The sequence below is a fragment of the Shimia sp. genome (assembly GCF_049116215.1).
Classification (GTDB): domain Bacteria; phylum Pseudomonadota; class Alphaproteobacteria; order Rhodobacterales; family Rhodobacteraceae; genus Shimia.
The window spans coordinates 173,307-197,308 of sequence record NZ_JAGDZB010000001.1; the positions used below are offsets into that span (position 1 = coordinate 173,307).

11 protein-coding genes are annotated in these 24,002 nt (G+C 53.2%); 4 read left to right on the forward strand and 7 right to left on the reverse strand.

The window, feature by feature from the left end; translation table 11 throughout:
* Positions 1 to 2: 2 nt before the first annotated feature.
* The 3 genes from JXR15_RS00830 to JXR15_RS00840 all read left to right on the forward strand — a co-directional run bounded on the left by JXR15_RS00830 (position 3) and on the right by JXR15_RS00840 (position 5,835).
* Positions 3 to 1,688, forward strand: a complete 1,686-nt coding sequence (locus JXR15_RS00830) for a GmrSD restriction endonuclease domain-containing protein (protein ID WP_422051376.1) — start codon at positions 3 to 5, stop codon at positions 1,686 to 1,688.
* 306 nt (positions 1,689 to 1,994) lie between these two features.
* The gene (locus JXR15_RS00835) at positions 1,995 to 3,503 is read left to right on the forward strand and encodes a hypothetical protein (protein ID WP_422051377.1); all 1,509 of its coding nucleotides are present in this window, start codon (positions 1,995 to 1,997) and stop codon (positions 3,501 to 3,503) included.
* Complete coding sequence (locus tag JXR15_RS00840) at positions 3,493 to 5,835, forward strand: hypothetical protein (RefSeq protein ID WP_422051378.1); 2,343 nt, start codon at positions 3,493 to 3,495, stop codon at positions 5,833 to 5,835. Before JXR15_RS00835 ends, JXR15_RS00840 begins: the two co-directional genes overlap by 11 nt.
* Positions 5,836 to 6,020: 185 nt before the next feature.
* Here the strand turns inward: JXR15_RS00840 and JXR15_RS00845 are convergent, their stop codons facing one another.
* The 3 genes from JXR15_RS00845 to JXR15_RS00855 all read right to left on the reverse strand — a co-directional run bounded on the left by JXR15_RS00845 (position 6,021) and on the right by JXR15_RS00855 (position 13,075).
* Positions 6,021 to 11,633: a RecQ family ATP-dependent DNA helicase gene (locus tag JXR15_RS00845; protein ID WP_422052225.1), complete on the reverse strand. Its 5,613-nt coding sequence runs from the start codon at positions 11,631 to 11,633 to the stop codon at positions 6,021 to 6,023.
* Between the two features lie 463 nt (positions 11,634 to 12,096).
* Positions 12,097 to 12,378: a hypothetical protein gene (locus tag JXR15_RS00850; RefSeq protein WP_422051379.1), complete on the reverse strand. Its 282-nt coding sequence runs from the start codon at positions 12,376 to 12,378 to the stop codon at positions 12,097 to 12,099.
* Entirely contained in the window at positions 12,359 to 13,075 is a 717-nt protein-coding gene (locus JXR15_RS00855; protein WP_422051380.1) for a CDP-glycerol glycerophosphotransferase family protein, read from the reverse strand. The genes JXR15_RS00850 and JXR15_RS00855 overlap by 20 nt, the downstream gene beginning before the upstream one ends.
* Positions 13,076 to 13,974: 899 nt before the next feature.
* On the opposite strand from JXR15_RS00855, the gene JXR15_RS00860 reads away from it, so the two are divergent.
* Positions 13,975 to 16,266, forward strand: coding sequence for a calcium-binding protein (locus JXR15_RS00860; RefSeq protein ID WP_422051381.1), 2,292 nt, complete (start codon positions 13,975 to 13,977; stop codon positions 16,264 to 16,266).
* A 72-nt stretch (positions 16,267 to 16,338) separates the two neighbouring features.
* On the opposite strand, the gene JXR15_RS00865 is transcribed toward JXR15_RS00860, so the two are convergent.
* The 4 genes from JXR15_RS00865 to JXR15_RS00880 all read right to left on the reverse strand — a co-directional run bounded on the left by JXR15_RS00865 (position 16,339) and on the right by JXR15_RS00880 (position 23,884).
* Positions 16,339 to 18,708, reverse strand: coding sequence for a Hint domain-containing protein (locus tag JXR15_RS00865; RefSeq protein ID WP_422051382.1), 2,370 nt, complete (start codon positions 18,706 to 18,708; stop codon positions 16,339 to 16,341).
* A 164-nt stretch (positions 18,709 to 18,872) separates the two neighbouring features.
* Complete coding sequence (locus JXR15_RS00870) at positions 18,873 to 21,152, reverse strand: ATP-binding protein (protein ID WP_422051383.1); 2,280 nt, start codon at positions 21,150 to 21,152, stop codon at positions 18,873 to 18,875.
* 433 nt (positions 21,153 to 21,585) lie between these two features.
* Positions 21,586 to 22,086 carry an AAA family ATPase gene (locus JXR15_RS00875; protein ID WP_422051384.1) on the reverse strand — a complete coding sequence of 167 codons (501 nt, stop codon included), beginning with the start codon at positions 22,084 to 22,086 and terminating at the stop codon, positions 21,586 to 21,588.
* A 151-nt stretch (positions 22,087 to 22,237) separates the two neighbouring features.
* On the reverse strand, positions 22,238 to 23,884 hold the full coding sequence (locus JXR15_RS00880; protein WP_422051385.1) for a Na/Pi cotransporter family protein: 1,647 nt from the start codon (positions 23,882 to 23,884) through the stop codon (positions 22,238 to 22,240).
* Positions 23,885 to 24,002: the final 118 nt, after the last annotated feature.

Here is a 24,002-nt window from a genome sequence, read left to right on the forward strand (position 1 = left end):
AGATGTCTGACACCCACGTAAACGATAAAAATTATCGACGCGGTGCCATTATGGGCTTAACTGCTGCTGAAGCCTTCCTGTTAATTGCCTTCGCCCTCCTGCTTCTGCTGGCATTCTGGCAAGGGGAGGAAAACAAAAAGAACACTCCGGCAGTCAAAGAGTTTCGTCAGCTTTCGCTAAGGGAACAAAACGTTTTCCTCAATTCCTCAATGGATGGCTCAATAGAGGCGTTCATCGCACTGAGTGAGAAAGGGGTAGATTTCACGACGCCCGCCTCTGCAGAAAACCCCAAAGAAAAATGGCGCTTCATCGACAAGTCCGAACTCTTGCGCCTTATGGATGCCGCGCAAGAATTGCCTGCAGACGTTCAGCGTGATTTGGCTGCAATGGTTGAGGCAGAAGGTGCCAAGGAGGTATTGAGTGAGATGGCTGCTCTTGAGCAGCTGATAAAAGACGGCAAAAGTCTAAAAGACCTCGTTGCTTCGGAAGCAGTCGCTGATGCAATCAAGCAAACCGATATCCCACTGAACGAACTGATCGAAGCTGCAAAAATTCTTCAACAGTTAGATGCGTCAGGCCGAACACTTCAAGATGTGATTGAGACTGCGGATGCCATTCAGAAACTTGAATCTGCTGGTCAAACGCTTGCTGGTATTTCCGGTAAAATAGCTGATGCAGAGCTTCAGTCTGCCGCCTTAGTTAATGCTTTGCGTGAAGAACTTGGAGCGGTTGTGGCGGACCTTGGCGGACGCATTGATGACGATGGGGCAATCACGCTTCCGGATGAGCTTTTATTCGACCGCGGCAAGGCTACTATCAAACCACGTCTCAATGAATTTCTGGTCACAGCCTGCGAGCCATGGCTCTCCACCCTTAAGGGTTCTGGCGTTAACATTGCTGAAGTGAAAATCGAGGGTCACGCATCCTCGGAGTGGAGTAGTAAATCCTCCGCCCGCGAAGCATATCTCCAAAACCTGAATTTGAGCCAACTCCGCTCTCAGTCTGTCCTGAGAAAGTGTCTTTCACTTGTCGAGGACCAAGAGCTTCTCTCATGGGCAAGGACGCATCTGATTGCTGTCGGGTATTCTTCGGCACGTCTTGTTCTGGGGGAAGACGGGCAAGAGGATCGCAGATCCTCTCGTCGAGTCGTCCTTAGCGCGACGCCAGACACGCGAAACCTTCTGGAAGAAATCCAGACGGAAGCCCAAAATGCTTCTTATGATCGGAGCCAGTTTGGCGATTGGGTAGATCAAAACAATGACTGCTTAAACACACGCCATGAGGTCCTGCGCGACCAAAGTGTCTCCACAGTTCAGCTTTCAAACGACAACTGTTATGTTGTGCGTGGTAAATGGCGCGACGCCTACTCTGGAAAAGACTATTTTGACCCTTCTCTATTGGATATAGATCACCTGGTGCCAATAAAATGGGCATGGGACCGCGGCGCTCAGGACTGGAGCCCAAAGCAAAAAGCAGAATTCTTCAACGACAAGAGCAATCTTTTTGTAATCGAGTCATCACTAAACCAAAACAAAGGCGCAAAGGGGCCTGATGACTGGTTGCCGCCAAGTCAAGATTTCAGATGTGCTTACGTTACAAGATTCATCAGGGTCTCTACAAAATATGAATTGCTCCATGGCGATGAGTTGGAACTCTACAACTCTCTTCAGGAAGCTGTTTGCGGCTAAAGGTGCACAGCAATCGCATGGCCTTTAGGGTGACTTAGCTTGGCTGATCTAACATGTTGTTTGTCTTAAAGCATGCGCAGCGCGGAACTTTTGGCTGACTCGCGGGTTGGCTCCAATAGCGTCTATGGTGCGAAGGTCAGTTCTCCAGACCGAGCCGTCGCCAAACACTTTTAACTTGAGGTATTGATGTATCAAATCAACACTCAGGTGTTTTTGAATTTTTCAGTTTGGGCAGGCCACTTGCTACAAAGTGCCTGACGCAAAAAAATTAGAAGCAGGTAATGCAAAGCAGATTGCGAGGTTTTTATGAAAGACGATTGTTCTGATTTTGCGCAATGGACCAAAGTGGGCAAACTTGGTGGCCTTGATCCTCTGGGTATGCTTACACCAATCGAGAACTGTTATGGCCAGCTTTTACCGGGCCTGACGTCAGTAACCGTGCGATATCGCTACTATTCATTTTTTAGTTGGTGGATAGACGAATACACAAAGAATGGCGCATCCAGTTCTGCAAGCAAATTTGAAGAACACTTGCGCAGGGGCGAAGCTCTGATTGCACTTATCACAGTCTATGCCCAAAACAATCTGGAAGGTGTTGAGACAACTTCAGGTATTGCAGGTTCTGAGTGGGCTGCGAGTCAGATCTCTGACAACGACAACATGATTGACTTCAGGGTCGCAACTTCTTTGGAAACTCCCAAAGGTGAAGGTAAGCGATACCTCGATGTTCTGGCTTATAGCGCTGCCTATGGATCACAGTTGATCGAAATTGGCCTGATGTCGCGTCTTGAAGGCTATAGTCTGATTGCTCCAACGCCGTTGGGCCGGGAGCTTGCCGACGCCTATCGAGAAACAATAACGGAAGAAAGCCTTCATCTTTTTAAGCATTTTGCTGAGAAAGGTATCGCAAGCAAAAACGACCTGCTGAACATGGCGATCATGCGCTTGTCTTTCCTTCCGAGTGTGTGTCGTGAGAGGTCTTTCTTGAGAGATTTGTTAATGGGGCGCTCCTCTGAAGGTGGTGATACGCGTGCCGAAACGATGAAGGAGATCATGATCGCCGCAAAAAACTTAGGTAAGGTTCCTACGCAAGACGATCTCAGATGGCTTTGGTTTGATAGCGATGTAGGTGATGATCATCCACACCGTGAATGTCGGCTGGCCTGGCAATACTATCAGGTCGGCGACAGCCTTAGGGTTTGCATGGAGGCAATTCTCTTCTTGTCCGTTCGCGCCATCTCTGATGCAGGTGAAAACCTCAGGCCTCAAGATGTTTTGGCCAGGCTGGTCGAGAATGTTCCTGATAACCTTTGCCTTCAGGATTTCTTCCTGACTTTGAATAATACCAACTCGGAAAAAACCTCCGCCGACCTAAGTCATTCTGCAATTGAAGCACGCGGACCGGCTGATGACATTCTTCCCCTCATGGCGCGCCTTTACAGGAGATGGTCCGAACGAATTGACGAACTTGCTCAAGTCTATCCTGAATCCGATCGATTTTTGACGCCGGTTGCCTGCCTTTGCTTCCTAAAGGAAAGAAAAAATGACGGTGCTAAACAGGTGCTGGCACAGTTCATTCTGGAGAAGGTGATCCGCCAACATCTCTGGATCGCCACTCGAAAAATGCACACTCAAGGAAACTTTACATACGTGCTCGAGTTCGAGGACGGGCGGCTCTCCGACCGAAGAGCTGGTGTCACCGGGGCCAGCGGGCCCCGCACCGCCATCGCAACAAGGTTTCTGCAAGAAGTTGGCCTCATTGACATAAACGGGTTAACCGCCGCTGGTGAAGAGGAAATTTCTTATGCGGCATGATCGTAGTTTTCGAGCCTCTGGCTACCATAGTGCGTTTCTGACCAGCTTCTCTTTTGACCCGATGGTTTTTGAAAACGTCGTTTTGCTGAACCTCAGACGCGGTAAATGCAGAAACATTTCTGTTCTCGTGGACGGGCGAATGGCACGACAATCCATATCAGAAATGGGCGCGCCTAAGCTGGCTGGTCTTGACTATCATTTGGCCCAAAAGGAGGTTCCCGGCGCATTCCATCCAAAGATCACGATCCAATTAGGCCAAAAAAGTGGACGTTTGATGGTTGGGTCAGGGAATCTGACCACATCTGGGCTTGCAGGGAATCTCGAAACTTTATCGGATTTGAAATTCGGCGGTGACGATTTGGAGGCATCGCCTCTGGTCGCAGCGGCTCTGAAGTATTTTGAAGCCCAGGTTGATCCATCGGACCGTGCAATGATGCAATCATTGCAGAGAGCGCGAGCGCAATCTCCCTGGCTAAAGTCTGTAAGCGCTCAAAACACCCTAACCCTTCAAAGTGGCGAGCGTATCGGGTTTCTTACTGACACAGATGACAGTGGCGTAGGGGACAAGTTTGTTGACTTCATCGGTGAAGATGAAATCTCTAACCTTATCGTTATGTCCCCTTTTTGGGACCGAGACCTCGCAGGTGTCAAAGAGATCTATGAGAAATTAGGTAATCCAGAGCTAAAGATCGTTCCGGATCTCAGGTTTCAAGAATTTGATCGGGAAAGCCTCAACTCATTTGGTTCGGTAGAGCTGTGTTCCCCCGAGCCGCTTGGTGTCCATCGAGAGCGTAGGCCAATGCACGCGAAAGTAATTGTCGCTGAAGGTCGTAACCACGACTACGTCCTATCCGGAAGTATGAATGCAAGCATTCCAGGGCTATTCGGAAAAGGTTCCCGCGGCGGAAATTCGGAAGCCGCAATTGCAAGAACAGTGCCGTTCGGTGAGGCAATAGAGTTGCTCGGGCTCGAACAGGTCCTACAAAAAACATTGCGATACTCCGACCTGAAACCAAAGCCTAATCGGACCCAGGATAAAGAAGATTTGACGTCATTCTATCCTGGAGCCTTTGAAATCAGCGGAGGTCAAATGGCTTTCGTGGCCGCGCCAAGAGTAAGGGCGACATCCATAGACGTTTTTGATCGCGTTGAGGTAAAACTTGCGACATTTGATTGTCTCGACGGAATTAGAACCAGAGTAACATTACCTGCAGAAATGACATCTGCTCCTCGATACGCTGCCGTCGTCAACGAAAGCGGAGAAAGATCTTGTCTCGTTCCTATCATTTCTCTTGCCGATCTTGACCATGCCTCTCGACCATCAGCATCCAATCGTGATCTGACCATTCTTCGTGAATTGGAGAGGTCGGGTAGGGTTTCAGATGAAGTCCTTGAGCTTTTAGAAAGAATGGGTGGCTTGCGCAGGCCGGTCGATCTCTCTGCCAAGCGACTTGGCCCTACTGGCGGTTCGTCACCTGTTTCAGATGACGGGGAAATAGAAACGCATCTCACAAAAGAAGAAATCGATAGGTTGATGCGTGAAAACGATGAGGAAAAAGCCCTTCGAGAAATCGGGACACTCGACGAAATCCGCCGCTCCATGAACCGAACATTGGAAATTGTTCGCGCTCAGGAGGACCAAGGAACTTCAGAAGAACGCATTGCACAAATAGACCTGCATGTTTCTGATGCAGACCTTGAAGAGGCTAAAGGTCACCCCCCCGAAGAAGAAAAAAATTTAACAAATGATGGGATCGAGCAAAAGCCTCAGGACAAGCCAATTATATCGACTTCAGAACGACAAAACTCGATAAAAATCGAAGAGCGCCTGGCGAAAACAGGAGATGCTCTCGTTGGCCTCTTTGAACTGCTTGAACCAGGAAATTTACCGATCGGCCAAGCTCTGGTCCTCCGCGCATTCATAATGGCCACGCTCGGCGCTGCAGCAAAAAGTTCTGCCAGCGAGAGATACCCCATACCGCCATTGACTAACAAAGCAAAACAACCGGGTGGATGGGTGCGACTGACAGGCCGGATTTTGTCCGAATACTTGAAACAATGGAGTGCGCCAGAATTCCTCATGCGTGAACACAAAGACTATGAGTTGGAAGCGTTCGCTCTTTTGATAAATGCAGGCTCTCTTTGGATGGAGTGCGCTCGACGCTCCGGTATTGACGAAGCAGTTGTTTTGGTCTTCCAACAGACATACTCATCCTATGCCAAAGCTCTCGAAAAATCTGCGAAAATGCGAGAATCCGATAGGATTTACATCGAAACCTGCACGTCTCGCTATGCCGCACAGGAGGATTTTGTTCGACTAACAGGTGTCTGAAGTAAGCGCTTATGGGTCCAAATAGCGGCATTTGATAAGAGAGTGTTCTTGGCTCATGGTAATCACTGAGAAGTGGACGATGCTTTAACGAGTGATTTGGGCCAGATGTATCACCGCAATTATCGGTTGGGTGAAGACCGGCACTTGGCCGAAAGCGTCGCAAATTTTAACAATAGCCGTCGATGTCATTCTTCAATTAAACCGAAGTCATCTTTATCCGTCGATGACACTTTTTTCGCCTTACTCCGATTGGATTCCCTTCGACCTTTGGCAACGTAGTCTTTGTTCAACGCACGCTCCACGAGCCACGCTTGCGGATGTTCTGGGAAGCCCTCACCAAAGCGGCGGATCAGTTCAATATACCGAAAATTCGTAGTTGACAGTTTGCAGATTTCCTCACCGGTAACTGCGTTTTCAATCACGAGACCTCCTCCCTTAGGGGCGAGTTTTAACATGTTTGTTTTTAAAATATCTGTCAGTTCCGCCCATGTTTTTGATTGAGAAACCGCGGCTTTCATGAGCACATTGAGCTCATCTAAACCATACCTCCCAGCGGTTACTAAAGCTGTCACATCTTCGCCGTCGGCTTGACTGTCTTGGCCATACTCGTCAACAAAAAGCCCTTCATCATTGACTGGATTTAAGGAAGTAGTTGCGGTCGCAACTTTAGGCTTTTTTAGTTCGTCCCGCCCTGGCTCCGGCTGAAAAACCAACTCCGGAAGCACAGTTTCCCAACTGTCGCGTTTAAGGTATTGGATGTATTCCTCACCATTGTCTGCCTTCCGCCAATTGATGATAGCCCCAACTTGTCCAGAAGAAAGCATGTGACCTTCAGGGGGGCGCCAGGCTTTGGCCATTCGCCCAAGAATTCGCCCCTTGGAATCCACAAGTTCCCAATATGGTTCCCTGAGCCTCAAAGAAACATCATCGCCTACTGAGGCATCTCTCACTGCCAAGTGGACCGCGTGGCCCTTTTTTTGCCTTCCGGCAAATGAGAGATCTACAACGTCCAAGTGTGGCAATTGATAAATCATGCCCACAGGAATGCTTTCGCCGAGATCAGGAACGACCTGCCTACACAAAACGGAGTGCGCCCCAGATTTCAAGAGAGAATGCTCTCCGCTGGTCAGCACTGTCAGGCTTTGTTGCGCACGAGTCATCGCCACATAGAAAAGGCGCCTTGGAGCATCACGATCTTCATTCTTTGAAGGGCGATCCCAGCTGCCGTTCAGGATCACCACATGATCAAATTCAAGCCCTTTGGCACGGTGCGCGGTGAGGAGCAAAAGCCCTCTCTGTTCGCCTCGCGTGTCTCTTGACCATTCTGCGATCCACTCAATTACGTCAGGCGCGGGCATGGCCTTGGTCTTAAGTTCACGTGCCAAGTCCGCAATGCCTTCAGCCAGAAGGTCCACCCATTTGTTGCGGGACTGGTTATTCAGCACGCCAACGATGTCATGAATACCAAGCAACTCCCTATGCCTCAGGCGCAAGCCCTCTACAAACTTTTGGGTTTCACGCAGCCTCCAAATGTTTGGGAGATTTTCGTTGGCCATCTCGACTTTAAGCCCCCTCTTCTCGGCATAAGTTCGAACAGCTCCCAATTCTTTCCAATTGCGGGAAATTACTGCCGTTCGCGCCCAGTTCCATTCTGGATCAAGTCGAGAAAGTCGAATAAGTTCATCGACCGCCGCGATAGCTTGTGGAAGGTCGCCATGTGGAACATCGAGTAGCTGTACACGCCCCTGAGCAACGGTATCAACACTTTCCAATCTTCCGCCGGGAGGGAGGATCGCGCGCGCTGAATTGATTTGGATTTCTTGGTCAATCTTCATACGATCTGCAGCACCGCAGATAACCTGATTGGCGGTTTGGATAATGTTGTGTGTTGAACGGTAGTTGTCGACGAGGAAGGAAGGCTTGGCCTTGTAATCTGCCTCAAATCTGCGGATGTATTCGATCGATGCACCATTGAAGGCATAGATGTTCTGGTCATCATCACCGACAGCGAAAAGGCTCAACTTCAGATCGACATCCTCAAGAGAGCGGCCGGCCACTGCGGAGATCAGCGCGTATTCTTCGGGTCCCACGTCCTGATACTCGTCCACGAGAATCCAACGATAGCCCTGAATCAGGGCCTCACGTTGCGCTTCTGCCTCAGACTTCGACAAGCCTTCCGCATTGAGCTGGCGCACAGCCTCCATAATGACATTGTCAAAATCACTTGTATCGGCTTGCACCCCTGCGAAACTGGCTCCCACAAGCTTCATTGCCAGAGCGTGGCAGGTCGAGATGGTAACTCCGGCGGCGTCATCCCCAACCAAGGCACGTAATCTGAAACGAATTTCCGCAGCGGCGTGGCGATTGTAGACCAGCACCAAAATACCTCGCGGATCTTCGCGTTTCATCCGAAGCAGGTAGGCAATGCGATGGACCAATACCCTTGTCTTGCCCGACCCAGGTCCAGCCAGGACCAACACGTTAGTGCGATCGCGGTCGTCGGTCACGATATCCTGCTGAACCTTATTTCCCAGATCGTCGACAATCGCCTTCCATGACTTGCTGGTAGTCTGCCGTCTAACTTCGCGTGCCATACCGGGCATCCAGCGCTTCATGAACTGGTCCTTGTTCAGAAGGAAGTAGTCTTCTGACAGACGCTCTGCATCTACCATCGTTTCCAGACCCGTCTCAGCATAAGTCGCCATAACGTGCGTTTGCAGGGTCTGCTCTTCGTAGTGCTCTTCCAAGGGAAGGAAGTCAGACTGAGTGAATTGCCCTCCATCAGAGTTCAAGAATACTGTCATCGCAGGCCGGAAGACGGTTAAACCTTTGCCCAAGGTTAGGACGCCCTGCTCGTGCAACCATAGGAGCGATCGCTCCAAAAGCTTAGTAATGTCACGGACGCCGCTGGATTTTAGCTCCATGTCATGTGAGAGTTGCGCAAGTAGGTCCCCAACCGTTGTCTCTACCTGTAGATCTTTTCCCCGAACGCCCTTTTCTATTCGTCCAGTTAGATAACTCAGAAGCACACTTGCGGCACGCCACCGCAACTCAGCTGTCTGGGAAATCGTTCTCCAAGAGCGCTCTAAAGTAACCAACAATGTATTGCGGCTAACTTTGCGCAATCTGACATTACCGCGACCACCATCATGCCCCCGGCCATCTCGGGAAATGCCGCGCACCAGCTTGTCAATAATGTCGGGGCGGACATCGTGGCCACCCGTATCCCTGAGATTCTGACAAGCTTCCGCAAGGTTCAGAGGCGTAGGCGCTTTATCATCTGCGTCCGGAGCCATCTCCTGCATTAACCCGATAAGATCAGTCTCGAGATTTGAAGCCTGTGTCAAACGCGCTGAAGAAGAATGCGCCACGCCAACATGAACAAACACTGTCATAGCAATGTCATTGCGAGCAATTCCAAGCGTTTCGAGATTTGCCATCGCCTTGGTCAGGGCGCCCGGAGACAGTCCGCTAACACCACAAAGCTCGTCTGTTGAGACCCCCTCATCCGCAGGAGCTGAAATCAAGTGCTTTATAATAGCAAACAACTCATTCCGGTGCTTAGCAGTAATGTCTGCCTTTAGAAGCCTGCTCTTAGCCTCGTCCAGAGTATGAATCTGCAAAGAAGAAGGGAAAATCTGCACCCGGTTTTCTTCCCGAGTGACAAGCCTCGCCTCTTCAAGCCATGACACAGCAGTCTTGACCCGAGTATCGTCCGTCGCACTGTCTCTCTCGAATTCCAAGTCTCTTTCGGATCGGACAATTTCGCCGGCAGTCGCAACTATCTTTCCCGTCTTCTGGGTGCGCTCATCAATCCTTCGCAAAGCCTTCAGGATGGCACCAATCTCATGTCTGGCGAGACGTGAGTTGGCCGAAAGACGGAATTGACGTTCGACATCATCGGCCGCAAACAACAAAACACAATTTGCATCCTCCCGATCTCGGCCAGCGCGCCCTGCTTCCTGAAGGTAGTTTTCCAAAGATCCAGGGATGTCGGAATGGACAACCAATCGAATGTCCGGCTTGTCGATCCCCATCCCAAAGGCATTGGTCGCAGCGATAACTCGAAGGTCTCCGACCCTGAAGCGCTCTTGAACATCCTGTTTGTCGTCAGAGCTTAACCCAGCATGAAAATGTTCAGCGTCCAAACCCTGTGATTTAAGGAATTCGGCGACACGCTCGGTCTCACTGCGAGTGGCGCAATAAACAACGGCGCCAGACCGACCGGCGGAAGGCAGCAATTTCTCAATCGCATCCAACACATCGGACATTTTGCTGTTTTTGGTAGTTGGTCGAACTTCGAATGTTAGGTTCGACCTGGCTGCACCGCCATCAAGTGGTATGAGTTCTACGCCTGCCCGGGACCGAAAATGCTCTAAGATATCTTCGACCACTTCGGGCTTGGCCGTCGCCGTCAAACAGATAATTGGTGCAGGCGGCTGGTCACCGGAGAATTCCTTAATAAAGCGCCCCAGATACCTGTAGTCCGGTCTAAAATCATGCCCCCACTTCGAAACGCAGTGCGCTTCGTCGATCGCCCAAAGCCCAACTTCTCGCTGCGCCAAAACGGACCTTATGGAGGTACTCCTTAACTGTTCGGGTGAGATGATGAGGATACCCGCGTCGCCCATTCGGACTTGATCGAGGGCATCCTGCCTTTCTGGCATGGACATCATTCCATTGATGGTCACTGAACAAGAAATTCCGGACCGTTCCATGCCTTGCACCTGATCCGCCATCAAGGCCACAAGTGGCGAGATGACCACCGTCAGAGCACCGATCTTGTCAAAGCGAGATAGCGCCGGAACCTGATAGCACAGAGATTTTCCTGTTCCTGTTGGCAGTATTCCCAACAGGCTATTGCCAGACATTGCCTCGTCAACAATGCGCTCCTGCAAGGGGCGTCCATCAGGATCAACGGGTTGGGGGCGGAAACTCTGGAACCCGAACCATTTGCCGAGCGCCTGCACTGGATCGTTCTGCTCCGCACACCAAGTGCAACTCGGGTCTTTGCAAGAAGTATCCCTCAGATGACGCACAATGAGAGAGGCTTCTCGAAATTGCGCCCTAACCCAAGGCGGCATTACCGAGTCTCCTCCGGCCACGGTGATCCATGACAAGGCGTAGGCCATGGGCCAACCGTTCTGCGGGCTGGCAAGCCTGCCCAAGGTCTGCTCGACGCGTTTCTCGCAAGCCCGTCCGGCCAACATCCTCCTTATAGCGCCAAAAGCACTGTTCTGTGAGGGAAGATCAGCGTCCCGTAAATATCTAAAAACAGAATCAAAACCTGCTGCCCGTTCCATTCTCGTTGTCAAAAAATGGTATGCAACTAACGAATCAGGGTCGCTGTCGGAGAGGTCCTGAAATGCATCGAGCTGATTGGCGAACACCTCGAAGACGAGTTTGGCGTCCAACTCAGGATCGTTGAAATGACCGGTCGCAAGCCGACCGTCATGATAGTGTTTGACCAGATGGTGGTATGGATTTCGAGGGAATGCGAGCGGATTTAGCCAGAGTGTATCAATCGGCGCCTGCATAATTCCTGACAACCGAGAACGGGCGGCTATCAGATGTTCCATGTCATGTTGGAGGAAGTTGTGTCCTATTGGATGTCCAAAATCAGGAAGGGCTCTTTCAAGCTGGTCGAGATGCCTCTCAGACAACGCGCTTCGAGAATTCAGAACAGTGGTGCCATCCTCCCGAACAGCCGCAATGGCGAACACTTTCGATTCCCGAGGGTTTACCTCAAGATCAATCGAAATGCATCTGGCCAAAAATTTGTGATGCCGGTTTACCATTTGATGCAGAAAGCTCAATCCATTGTTTCAAATAAACAATACCTTTCGATGCGCGAGCACAAGTGAAACGGTTTCGATTTGTGAATGGAGGTCATCCGATCTTCACCCCGAAAATTGAGTAGGAACACTCAAGATCGGTTTACAATTTCCACGTAAGCCATTGATTTACACTTGGGTAAACTGGGTGCAGTTTACAAATATTCCCTTTGTTTTCAATTGCGACGGCGGATTGCAAATCCGTGTACACCGGTTCGATTCCGGTACTCGCCTCCACCTCTCTGTATCTATCGCGCGCCCGGTCACACCTCAGCCTGTGCCCCCAATCCAATAGGCGGACAGGCGGCGGCTAGGGCCGAAAGAAGGCAGTGCCCAAGCAATTCTGCGCAACACCGCACAGCACCAGTTTTGCGATCACATCGCCAGAGCCGTAGCCCGCACACTTCCGCACTGAGTCCGCTCGGGCTTAGCTCAGCACCTTCGAGACACGTTTGCCCAAACGGGTCAAAGCTGCCGCGGAGCGCTTGCGAATACCGCCCTTGCGCACAAGTCGCCGCTCGCGCAGCTCCAGCATTGTTTCGCCCGCCATCACCGATTTCACCAGTTCCGCCAACGCGCCGTCCTCAGGCAACCGAATTCGGTCTGCGTCCGCCCGCCCCATCCAAGGCTGATACCCTTTTTGCATCAGTCGATTTTTCCAGATCGACTCACACAGATCGAGCTTCTGCTCAAAAAAGGTTGGACACATCTGCTTGCGTTTCGGCACCGAAATACGCGTTCTCACGCTTTTCCATCCGCTTCTCCCACAAAGGATCCGCCGAAATACTGTCCAGAAATTCAGCCAAAGGCACGCCACGGAAATCCCAAAGATAACAATAGTCCGGAATGCTGGTCTTATTGACGTATTCCAGAATTTTGGGGTCTTCCAAATCCACTGGCACCACAACAGGCTTGCGGGAGTAGACATATTCGGAGATCACACCGGAAACGTCGGCGATCAGCACATCCGACCAGTTGAAATCCGCAACCTTCCCTTTGGTCTTGGCAACCTGCTTCAACTCTTTTGCAATAATTTTGTATTGCTTGTCATGCGCTCCGGTGCCGGGGTGCGGGCGAAGGCGCAAAACGTTTCCTGTTGCACTATAGTCTTGCATCAACGGCGCCACGGATTTCAGCGAACTGAAATTGCCGAGGTTTTGATACCCTTCCCAGGTTGGCGCGTAGAGAATGTTATTGATCGAACGGCGCTCTTTTATCGTCTCAACGCCTTCAATTGGCGACCCACCAACAACCAGAATCCGGTCTGCTTGAATTTGAAGTTTGAAATTCAACACCCGATTGGTGGCGTTGGCATCCGCCGCCAGCACATAATCATACATCGAGCTCAATCGCGTGACAGAGGACGGCTTATCCGAATCTCCGTGCAAGCCAGGAATGTGAACCATCCGGGGATTTTCACGCAGGTATTTGACGTTATCAACCTTGTTTGTTGCGTAAATTGCGGTGTGCAAATGCTCACAGGCCGCCATATACTGATGGGGTGTAAAGCCGTCTTCGAAATGGAAAACCGGCACCCCTTTGAGAGCAAACTTGCTGATCTGCCTACCCTTTAAACCCTTGCAAATAATAACACTTTTACGACGAGAATGGGCGATATAGGGCCGGTAAATATCCAACTGAGAAAAGGCAAGCACACCGCCCCCAGACATAAGCAACTTCTGGTCCAAAGAGATACATATTCAGAAGACTGGCAGCCGCGCTCTTTTTGGCTGGGATTTCCTGCACAGCCAAAGCGGACAGGTCTCTTTTTAAGGCCTCTTGTAGGTCGCTCTCATAAAACGAGAGTAGCTTTTCAATAATCTTGGGATCACTGCAAATCTTCATCTTAACGTCAATCGCCGTATACTAAAAAAATGGGTTGCCCGTATCAGCAAGCGAGCACAATGCGCCCCATGGATGTATGGACAAACCCTATACGTCAACCCTATTCGCCAATTTCTATATCCGGCAGTCCGACATACTTCACAGAATCGCCTATTGAGGGCCGCAAGCGGCAAGGCTCTTCTGCGCCTGCAAAAAGTGCCTTTCAGCGCAGCGTCTCCCTGGCCCGCGCAAAAACAAAGAGCTCACAACAGGTCCCCCCGTTTTCAAGACCTCAATGCGCGATATTTCGCCACACTTTTCCTTTTTGCCGCTCCGTTAATCACCTATTAACCTTGCAACCGACGGCTTCAGTGATCATCTTGCGGGTGATTGATACGGCAGAGACTCTCCGTCGTCCAAATACCCGCTAGAACGGCGCGCAAAAAACACTTTTAAAGAACGCAACTGATCCAGGCTCCCCATGACTCTTGAAAATACTCCGGCCGCCCCCCTGAACGCGCCCGCTCCTGACATTGGCCACACCCCGGCGACAGCGCAGGCAATTGATGTCGGTGAAACAATCACCAGCACGTTTACTTACGCCGGCCCGTTTGAACCACGTGATTACGATATGTTTGCCGTCACTTTGGAGGCCGGCAAGATCTATGAGTTCAGCTTTGACTATACGGATGATTCCGGCCACACGATCCTGAACTACTATACATTCCAGATCGACCTGTACCGTTACAGCTACAATGCGGACACCGATACCTATACCCGAGAAGAGTGGTATGAGACAGAAGGGGCAAACATTCCCCTGCTGGCTGATGTCACAGACACCTATTATATCCGCGCGGAACACTTCTCTTGGTCAATCAACGAGTCGGTCGATTACACCTTCACAGTGAATGAGATCTTTGACGACTTTGGTGGGACAATTGCCGAGGCAACCGCCGCCGAAGTGGGCACCGAGTTCTCCGGCAGCATCGACTATCGCTACGATGTCGACATGTTTGCCGTGACCCTGACCGCCGGCGAGACATACTCAATCGATGTGACGCCTGGCGACGGTGACGGCCTGGATTACATCCCCCTGTCGATTCTGGACGCAGACGGCAATGTCATTGCCCGCACCAGCGCCTCCTCATTGAACAGGATTGAACTCACCATCTCCGAGACCGCAACTTACTACGTGTCAGTGGAACATCGGTGGGGATATGGTGAAGACGAGTTGAATCTGACCCACCTCGGCTCTTATACCGCGATGGTGACCGCCGCGGGTGAAATCTTCGGCGACGACACCAACCAAACCATTAACGGCACCAGCCAGGCCGATGTCATTCATGCCGCCGGCGGCAACGACAAGGTCTACGCCCGCAAAGGCAACGACGTGGTGCATCTTGGGGATGGCAATGACTACGTCCGCGTGGGCGGCGGCCGCGAAGAATTCCACGGCGGCGCAGGCAAAGACTACATCAGCTACTACGACAGTAAAAACGGGGTGACGATCAACCTCGCCACCAATGAGGTGTCCGGCTCCTGGGCCGCCAACGACACCATCAGCGGCTTTGAAAGCGTGTCTGGCTCCCGCACCGGTGATGACCGCATTTACGGCACCTCTGGCGCCAACACCATCAAGACCTACGGCGGCAATGACAAAGTCTACGCCGGCAAAGGCTCGGACAAAGTCTACCTCGGTGACGGCAACGATTATGTCAAAGCGGGCGGCGGCAAAGAAGAGTTCCACGGCGGCAACGGCATCGACTATCTCAGCTACTACGACAGCGCCAACGGTGTGACCGTGAACCTGTCGACCAATGAGGTGTCCGGCTCCTGGGCCAACAACGACGTGATCAGCGGCTTTGAAAACGTCTCCGGCTCCAAAACCGGGCATGACACCATCCTCGGCAACTCCGGCGCCAATAAGATCAAAACCTACGGCGGCAATGACGTTATTAATTCCGGCGGCGGCAACGACAAAGTCTACGCAGGCAAAGGCAACGACACTGTCGATCTTGGCTCCGGCAATGACTATGTGAAAGTCGGCGGCGGCAAAGAAAGCTTCGATGGTGGCTCCGGGACGGATTACATCAGCTACATCGACAGCAAAAATGGCATTACCATCGATCTGCGGGCCAACACCGTCTCCGGCTCCTGGGGCGAAAACGACACAATCCGCAACTTCGAAGGCGCCTCTGGGTCACGCACCGGGGCGGACACAATGTACGGCACCGACGGGTCCAACACGTTAAAAAGCTATGGCGGCAACGACAGGCTCTATGGCCGCGGCGGGAGCGACAAACTCGACGGCGGCTCTGGAAACGACCGACTCGACGGTGGCAGCGGCAACGACCGACTTTATGGCGGCTCCGGAAACGATACACTGTATGGCGGCACGTCAGGCGACAACCTATACGGCGGCAGCGGTAACGACCGCCTGTTTGGCGGCAGCGGCAACGACACCCTTCGCGGCGACAGCGGCAATGATTTCATCGACGGTGGTTCAAGCAACGACGAGCTTTACGGTGGGTCCGGCGCCGATGTGTTCCATTTCAACGTGGGCGATGGCAACGACACCATCACTGATTTCGAAAACGGCATCGACAAGGTCGAGGCGGATGGCTTCCGCGACCTTGATGGCGATGGCAGCTATGCCACGATTTGGAGACTTGGCTACTTCACCGTCGAAGTCCGCTTTGACAATGGCCAGGTTCTGACCTTTGAGGATATCTGGTACGATCTTATTGGCAACGATGATTTCATTCAGCTGTAGTGGCTATTAGCACCGTACAACCAATAACGGGCGGCCTTGTCCCAAGGCCGCCCGTTTTGCATCCGCATCATCTCACGCCACATCCTGACCGGGCCTGCGCAGCACCTCTCGGGCCGTGTCGCCGTATAGCTGCGCCACCTTGTCCCGCACGGACATGCCCAACACGCCCGGGAACAGCGCATCAATCTCCGCCTGCGCCTCCGCATTCATCGCCTGCAACGCCATCGGTCCCGGATAAAGGCTCTCGCTGGGACTGCCGTTGGAAAACACAATCTGATGGCGCTCAAACATCATGTGGAAGTAGGTCACTTCCTGTTTGCCCAGCGCCACCCGTGTGCCACTGACAAAGCGATGCAAATGGGTCGCCCGCACCAGAATGTCACTGCCCGGCAAAACCACACCATGCTGCGGCGACACCAACAACGGGCGATCCACGCCCAGCACACCGGCGTTGATATGCACCGGCCGCAACTTCGGCTGCGCCCGCAACTGAAGACCCGACAGGGACGTGCTGCCAATCCACACAATTGGCTGCGGCCCATTGTCCATCGTCGTGACCATGTCGCCCGGCTTCAGGCTCTCGATTGGCCGCTCGCCCTGCGGCGTCAGGATCATGGTGCCGGTGGTGAAACACACCACACCGGTGTTGTCCGCCGTCAGCTGCACCCCTTGAGAAAAACTCAGACTGCCATCGCCAAATTGCGTGTTATCTGAATAGTCCACAGCATTGCCCTTGGCATCCAGCGTGTTGGACTGGTTGAGCACACCGTCATCAGACAAGTCAGCGCGCAGCTCATCCATGTGGTCATAGTGACCGCTCAGATCGACAAAATCATTGTTGCTGCCATCGCCATCGCGCAGCGCACCGGAGTTGCCTGTGTTGAAGTCGGCAATTGTGTCATTGCCGCCGCTGACCACAAACACATCGTCTCCGGTCCCACCCAGCAGCTTGTCGTCGCCAACACCACCGTCCAGGGTGTCGTTCCCGGCTTCACCAAAAATCGTGTCGTTGCCCACTTCACCGTACGCGACGTCGTCACCCTCGCCAGCGTAGATGGTGTCATCGCCTCCATCGTCAGCCGCGATCGAGTCCCACCGCTCCGCCATCAGGTAGTTGTTGTCGGAATAGACACTGTCCAGCGATATCGACTGAATTGGCTTGCTCGACAAAAGCTCCATGTCGGCGTTGTTGGTGTACTCAGGCGCGAGGAAAAACTTGCCGTCAACGGTTTGAAATACAACAGCGGTAAACGAACCTGTTGAGCCATCCTCAAACGTCACTGTCGCGTTATAGCTGGCATTGGAATCCATAACCTGCTGCGCGCCATCAATTGACATCTCTGAGGTGGCGCCGTCGGCGATCTCGTCATTTTCATCTACGCCGCCATCCCCATCGAGGTCGTTGATGTCCACGCGCACTATATGACCCGACAAAGGATCGTCGGCCGCGCCATAGCTGCCAAGAATGCTCGCCGCGTTATTAGTGTAACCAGCGCTCTCATCCCCATCCATGTCCCCTGCCGTGCCAAGGTAGTAGGCGTTCCAGCTTGAGTGTATTTGCCAGTCTTCACCGGGATCGTTGTCGGCGTCCCCGAAAATCGTGTCATTGTCACCGCCACCGGAGAGAAAGTCAGCACCAGCCCCGCCTTCAATGGCGTCTGCGCCTAAGCCACCGTAGACAACGTCTTGCCCATCGCCTGCGCTGATCGTGTCATCTCCAGACATCCCATACAGTGTGTCGAGACCATCGCCCCCAAGCACGGAATCATGGCCCTCTTCGGCCCAAACAGCGTCATTGCCGGTGCCAGCATCAATCGTGTCGTCCCCGTCACCAGCGTAGATCGTGTCATCTCCACCTGCGGCACTGATACTGTCGGCACCATCGGTGACCTGATCGCCGTCAGAGTCTGTATAACCTACAGACACGTCTTCTCCGGTCTCTGTGCCGTCAACAACGCCATCTTCGACGACATAGTCACCATCCATACGGCTGCTGTACATGTCGTCCCCGTCAGTGACGACGCTGTTCAGAGTTAGCGACTGAATCGCTTTGGCCTCAAGTGCATCCTGATCGGCATTGTCTTCGTATTCTGGCGCAAGGAAAGTTTGCCCGTCTGTGGACTGGAAAACCACAGCTGTGATATTTGCCGTGGTGCCATCTGTGTACGTGATGGTTGCGCTGTACTCGACCAAGCTGTCAAAGGTCAGCGCCGCGCCGCCATCAATCTGAAATTGGTCATTACCCTCAGCGTTATTGATGTAATATTCCCCATAGTCCGAGTTGTACTGGTTCATCGTGACCAGGTTTCCAGACAACGGAGCTTCGGCCGCTCCAATAGTGGAGCCAACCAAGCTCTCGGCATTTTCGGCAGAATAGTTGCCCTCGACTGGATCGAGGTCCGCAAAGACGCCGAGGTAAAAAACATCAAAAGTTGTGGCCATAACCGGGCTCCAGAATCTTGTTTGATTCTCGATCTAAGAGCTGCGCGTTAAATCACCTGCAAGAAATTCGGAGCGGTTTTTGGCAAAACAAATTCAATTTTTGGAAGGTTTTTGATGTTGCATACCTGAGGTTGAAAGCCTTATTTATAAGACTCTCAAGGCCGTCACGCAGCCCCTTCAATCGGAGGGACCACCTCTTCAGCAGCCGCCTCATCCAGAAGTTGCACCTGAAAACGCACCATCCACTCAAGCAATGCCGCCTTGCGAATGGGTTTGGTCAGGAAGTCATCCATACCCGCATCCAGGCAGGCTTGCATCTCTTCATCAAAGGCATGTGCGGTCAGCGCCACAATGGACGGCTGCACAATGTTCAGGCCGCGAATGTCTTGCGTGGCCTCAATCCCGCTCTTGCGCGGCATGGACATGTCCATAAACACCAGATCCGGCTTAAAGCTCTGCACCTGTTCCACAGCCTCAACCCCGTCTTTGGCAAAGGCCAATTCAATGGGTTGCTCCGCCATGTATTTCTTCAAAAGGAAGCGATTGGTCTTGTTGTCTTCCGCCACGAGCACCCGCAGGCCAGGGACCAAGGCTGTGGGTGTCTCGGCACGGGACCGTCCCGGGGCCTCCAGAGAGGCCTCAGCCTCCTCATAAGGAAACACCATACGGAATGTCGCGCCTTCCCCTTCAACGGATGTGACGGAAATCGCCCCGCCCATCACGTCCAGAATATGTTTGGAAATCGACAGCCCAAGCCCCGTCCCACCAAACTTACGGGTGGTCGATGCTTCCGCCTGAGTGAAGTGGTCAAAAATATGCGCTTGGTTCTCCTCAGAGATACCAATCCCCGTGTCTGCCACCTCACAGATCAGCCGTTTGCCTGCCTCATCCACCTCATGGCTCAGCTTCAGATACACGCCGCCCTCTTCGGTGAATTTAATCGCGTTCCCAACAATATTTGTCACCACCTGCCGCAAACGCCCGTCGTCGGCCTTGATGAATTCCGGTGCCGCGTCGTCCACCTGGCAGCGCAGTTCCAGCCCCTTGCTGCGCGCCGCCGGCGTCAACAGATCCAATGTCTCCTGAACACAGGCCCGCGGTGCAAAACTGACCGGATGCAGCTCCATCCGGCCTGCGTCCAGTTTGGACAGGTCCAAAATATCATTGATGATCGCCATCAGCGCCTGAGACGACCCACGAATGGTGTCCGTATACCGTCCCTGATCCGCGTCCAGATCGGTTTCTGACAGCAAATCCGCCATGCCAATCACACCGGTCAGCGGCGTTCGAATTTCGTGGCTCATATTGGCCAGAAACTCCGCTTTGGCCCGCGCGCCCTCTTCCGCCGCTTGCCGCGCTTTGCCCATTTGCTCCGCCAGCTTGCGCGACTCCGTCACATCCCGCTCAATGGACACAAAAAACTCAGGCTCACCCTCGGCATCCGCAATTGGAAACAGGTTCACGTCCAACCAAATCCGGCGTCCGTCTCGGGTGACATTCTGCACCTCGCCGCGAAACGGCTGCGCCGCCTCCACCGCCAGATCAATTGTATTGATCGCTTTCAGCGCCTGATCCGTACCCGTCAGCAAGTCGGCAATGATATTGCCTTTTGCTTCTGCGAAGGAAAATCCGGTCACACGCGTGAACGCATCGTTGACCCACACAATCCGCCGTTCCCGGTCTGTGATGATCACGCTGTCATTGGCATGACGCGCCACCAGAGACAGTTGCTGTAATTCGGTCTGATGGCGGTCCATCCGCGCATACATCGCCTTCATCTCGGCTTTTTGTCGTTCCAGATCCTGCGTGATCCGGAAATTGTTCAACCCCGATTTGGTGAACGCCAAAAACATATACAACATACAAAACACCAACATGGTGCCCGCCACATCCATCATAACAAACGGCGTCCAGCTGTTTGCCCAAAGTGCCTGTAGCCCGACGTATAAAAACGGCGCCAATATGTAGAAGATCAACCGAGTAATTGCCGCTTGCGGGTTCTTTGGAAGGACAATGGCCGCATTCACGGCCCCCAAACCCAACGCCCCAATCACAAACAGAATATTGGCGTCATTCCCCAGTTTAAAATAGTAGACGGATACCCCGGCCACAACGCTGATGCCTTGTAACGCACTGGTGATTGTGGCCCAACGCTGCCCTCGCTTCAGGCTGCCAACCAGAGCCTCACGCCGCACGATCGTCCGCAGAACCAGACAGTCCACCGCATCCCCTGTCAGCAGAATGATGTAGCTCAGCAACGCAGGCACAAGATCCACTGCGTAATAGCCAATCGAACAGCCCAAAGTGTAAAGCACCAACCGCACTGACAGCCGGTTGACCCGCTCATCCGCGTAAGACAGCAACAGCTTACGCCGCGTGCGCAGATCGGACTCCTGTGCCGAAGGCCTCGCAATCGGGCTGAATACGGTGGAAGTGTCTTTCATGTGGATGTTCAGGCTACGGCTCCGCTTTCGCGGGGAAGTAAAGCCTCCAAATGGTTAACATTCGCTGACGCGCCGCATTTTCATCTAAGTCATGAAAGCGCGGAGTGCACCGCCGCAGGGAACGCCTTGATTTTAAAGCGCCCCACCTGGGCAATACCGAAATTAAAACCAATCTGACCGCTGTGCGACCGGAGACCATCTGTCCCTAACCTCTCCTTTTTTAGTCTTTTTCTTGTTGGCGCTTCCTTGGCGACTCACCCTGCTTGTTACAAACACGCAGGCTACAGGTGCCTTGAACCCTCTCAAAACGCAGCCAAAAAAACACAATTGCGACTCTCACTTCGCCCATTCTAGGCGCTGTCGCGCGGACTATGGACCAGCGTTTTTCTTCTCGCAACACTTTCAGAAACGCTGTGACGCTGCGCCCCAACCCTCACAGCGATTCAGTTTGGTGCCACACCAAAGCAAAACCTTCCGTCGCATCCGGGGGCTCAAAACGTGAGGCCAATTGCTCAAATTGGTCTTGAGACAGTTGAAACTCATGGTGACCTGCTTGGTTTCGCGCCAAGGCGCGCTGCCAACACACCTGCTTTGGCACGGTCAGATGATGCAACGTGGCTTGCACTTCCGCCTGCTGCGCAAGCCCGATCAACCACCGCCGCGCTTCCACCGTATTGGCGGCAAAATCCATCACCACGGCTTGACCAGCCTGTAACAAGGCCACCACATGTGGTCCAATCGCCGCGCGTAATCGCCTGGTGCAGCGCAGGTAATCAGCCAGCCCCTGCAACTCGTCCGCATAGAGGGCAGAGAGCAACTGATCTTCAGACAACACAACCGCGCCATGCGCCTGCACCAGCTGTTTTGCTAACGTGGATTTTCCCGAAGCGGCATAGCCGCACACAAGGTGAAAGTTCGAAGAAGGCATAGACATGGGACCTCCCCTGTCAAAATGGAATTGGAAAACGACACATGATCCCGGCCCGACCAATCAGACCGGGCTGCTAATGCTCTTCGCTTTGAAAAACCAAAATTCCATACCCCTGCTTAGAAAACAGGACGGCCGCTGTCCAGCCCTGTGATGCTTAACTTTCCGCAGGCGACAGGCGGCTCGACAGCAAATCACCGGTCTCTGCCAAAATCGGGTAACCCACCATGGCAAAAGACGTGTTCACCTGTTTCAGCACCCGCAGCGTTTCCTGATGGATGTTGCTGGTTTCGATGCTTTCAGACAGCCCCTCATGCAGGCGTTTCAAATGCTTGCGCTGAAGCTTCTGCTCCACGCCGCGCACCTTTTCCTTCTGCGCCACCAGCTCACGGGCGTCATCAGGCTGCCCCGCCATCATCACGCTCAACGCCAGCTGCACATTGGCCAAAACCCGATCGTGGAAATCACAAATCTCCTGCCGCCCCGCGCTTGAAAAATTCAACCCTTCCAAGTCCATCCGCCGCGCCAGTTCCACCAGATTGCGCGCCAGCACATCTGACGCTGCCTCAAGGTTGGACGCCAACAACGACAACTCCATCGCGCCTTTTACGGTCGCTTTGTCCAACTCATGCTGGTTCAACTCTGCGAGGTAGAGCTTGATCTCCTGATGGGTTTTGCGCACAGCTGCATCATTGGCCCGGATCGCCTCGGCACTGGCATCATTCCACGTGTCAAACAGCCGTTGCCCGGCAATCAACATGGTTTCCACCCGTTCACCCATGCGCATCATTTCACGAGACGCATTGGCTAACGCCCGCGACGGCGTGTCCAAAGCACCGGGGTCGAGGGCCGAGGCAATTGCAGCCTCGTCTGCCACCGGCGTAGCTACAAACCGTCCCACAAGTTTGGAGAACAGGTCTACAAATGGCAGCGCCAGCACACAGAGCACCGCGTTGAACACCAGATGCAGGTTGATGGTTTGCGCCGCGGCACTGCTGCCTAACCACGACAGATCCACTTCGACAAACCGCAATCCCAGCAGCACCAGAACCGCACCACCGCCGCGCAGCACCAGGTTGGCCACCACAATCCGCCGCGCCTCTGGCTCCGCCGCCAATGTCAGCACATAGGCAATCATCGCACCACCAAGATTGGCCCCCAAAACCATCGCCATCGCGGCTTCCGTTGGCAACGCGCCCTGCGCCACCAGGGTCACAAACAACAAAACAGCCGCTACGCTGGAATGCACCATCCAGGCGAACACCGCTCCAATCACAAAGGCCGCAAACAGGTCTGCCCCCAGATAAGACAGCATCCGTAGCGCCGCCTCGCTTTCCATCACCGGCGCCGTCGCCGCCCGCAGCATATCCAGCGACACAAAGATCAGCGCCAAGCCTATCAGGATCCGTCCCGTCTGCCGCACCCGTCGCTGCTGCCCACGCAAAAACAACCCGGTGCCAATCACTAGCAATAAGGGGATCAACCAGGTCTGGCGCACCAGAAGCACCTGCGCCACCAGCGCTGAGCCGACATCTGCGCCAAGAATGATCGCCAACCCAACCGGGACCGCTACTGCGCCATTGGCGGCAAAGTTGGACACCAACATCGCCACCGCGGTTGAGCTTTGCAGTAACATAGACACCACAAGCCCCGCGCTCGCTGCCAGTCCTCGGTTTTTTGAGGACCGCCGCAACCACAACCTGAGTTGCACTGCAAAGGCCCGCTCCATTCCGGTGCGCACCAACCGCACCGCCCAAATCAAAAGCGCCGCAGCACCTGCAATGTTAATCAGGAATAGGAGCATAATTTGTGTCTTCGTCCACTTCTTCTGATTGGGTCGGGTCTGCGTTGGGACATGGCATTGTCCCCTCCCGCAAAGCCGCCTGCCCGTTCTAAGTGGGCATTATCCAACATAAATGCCC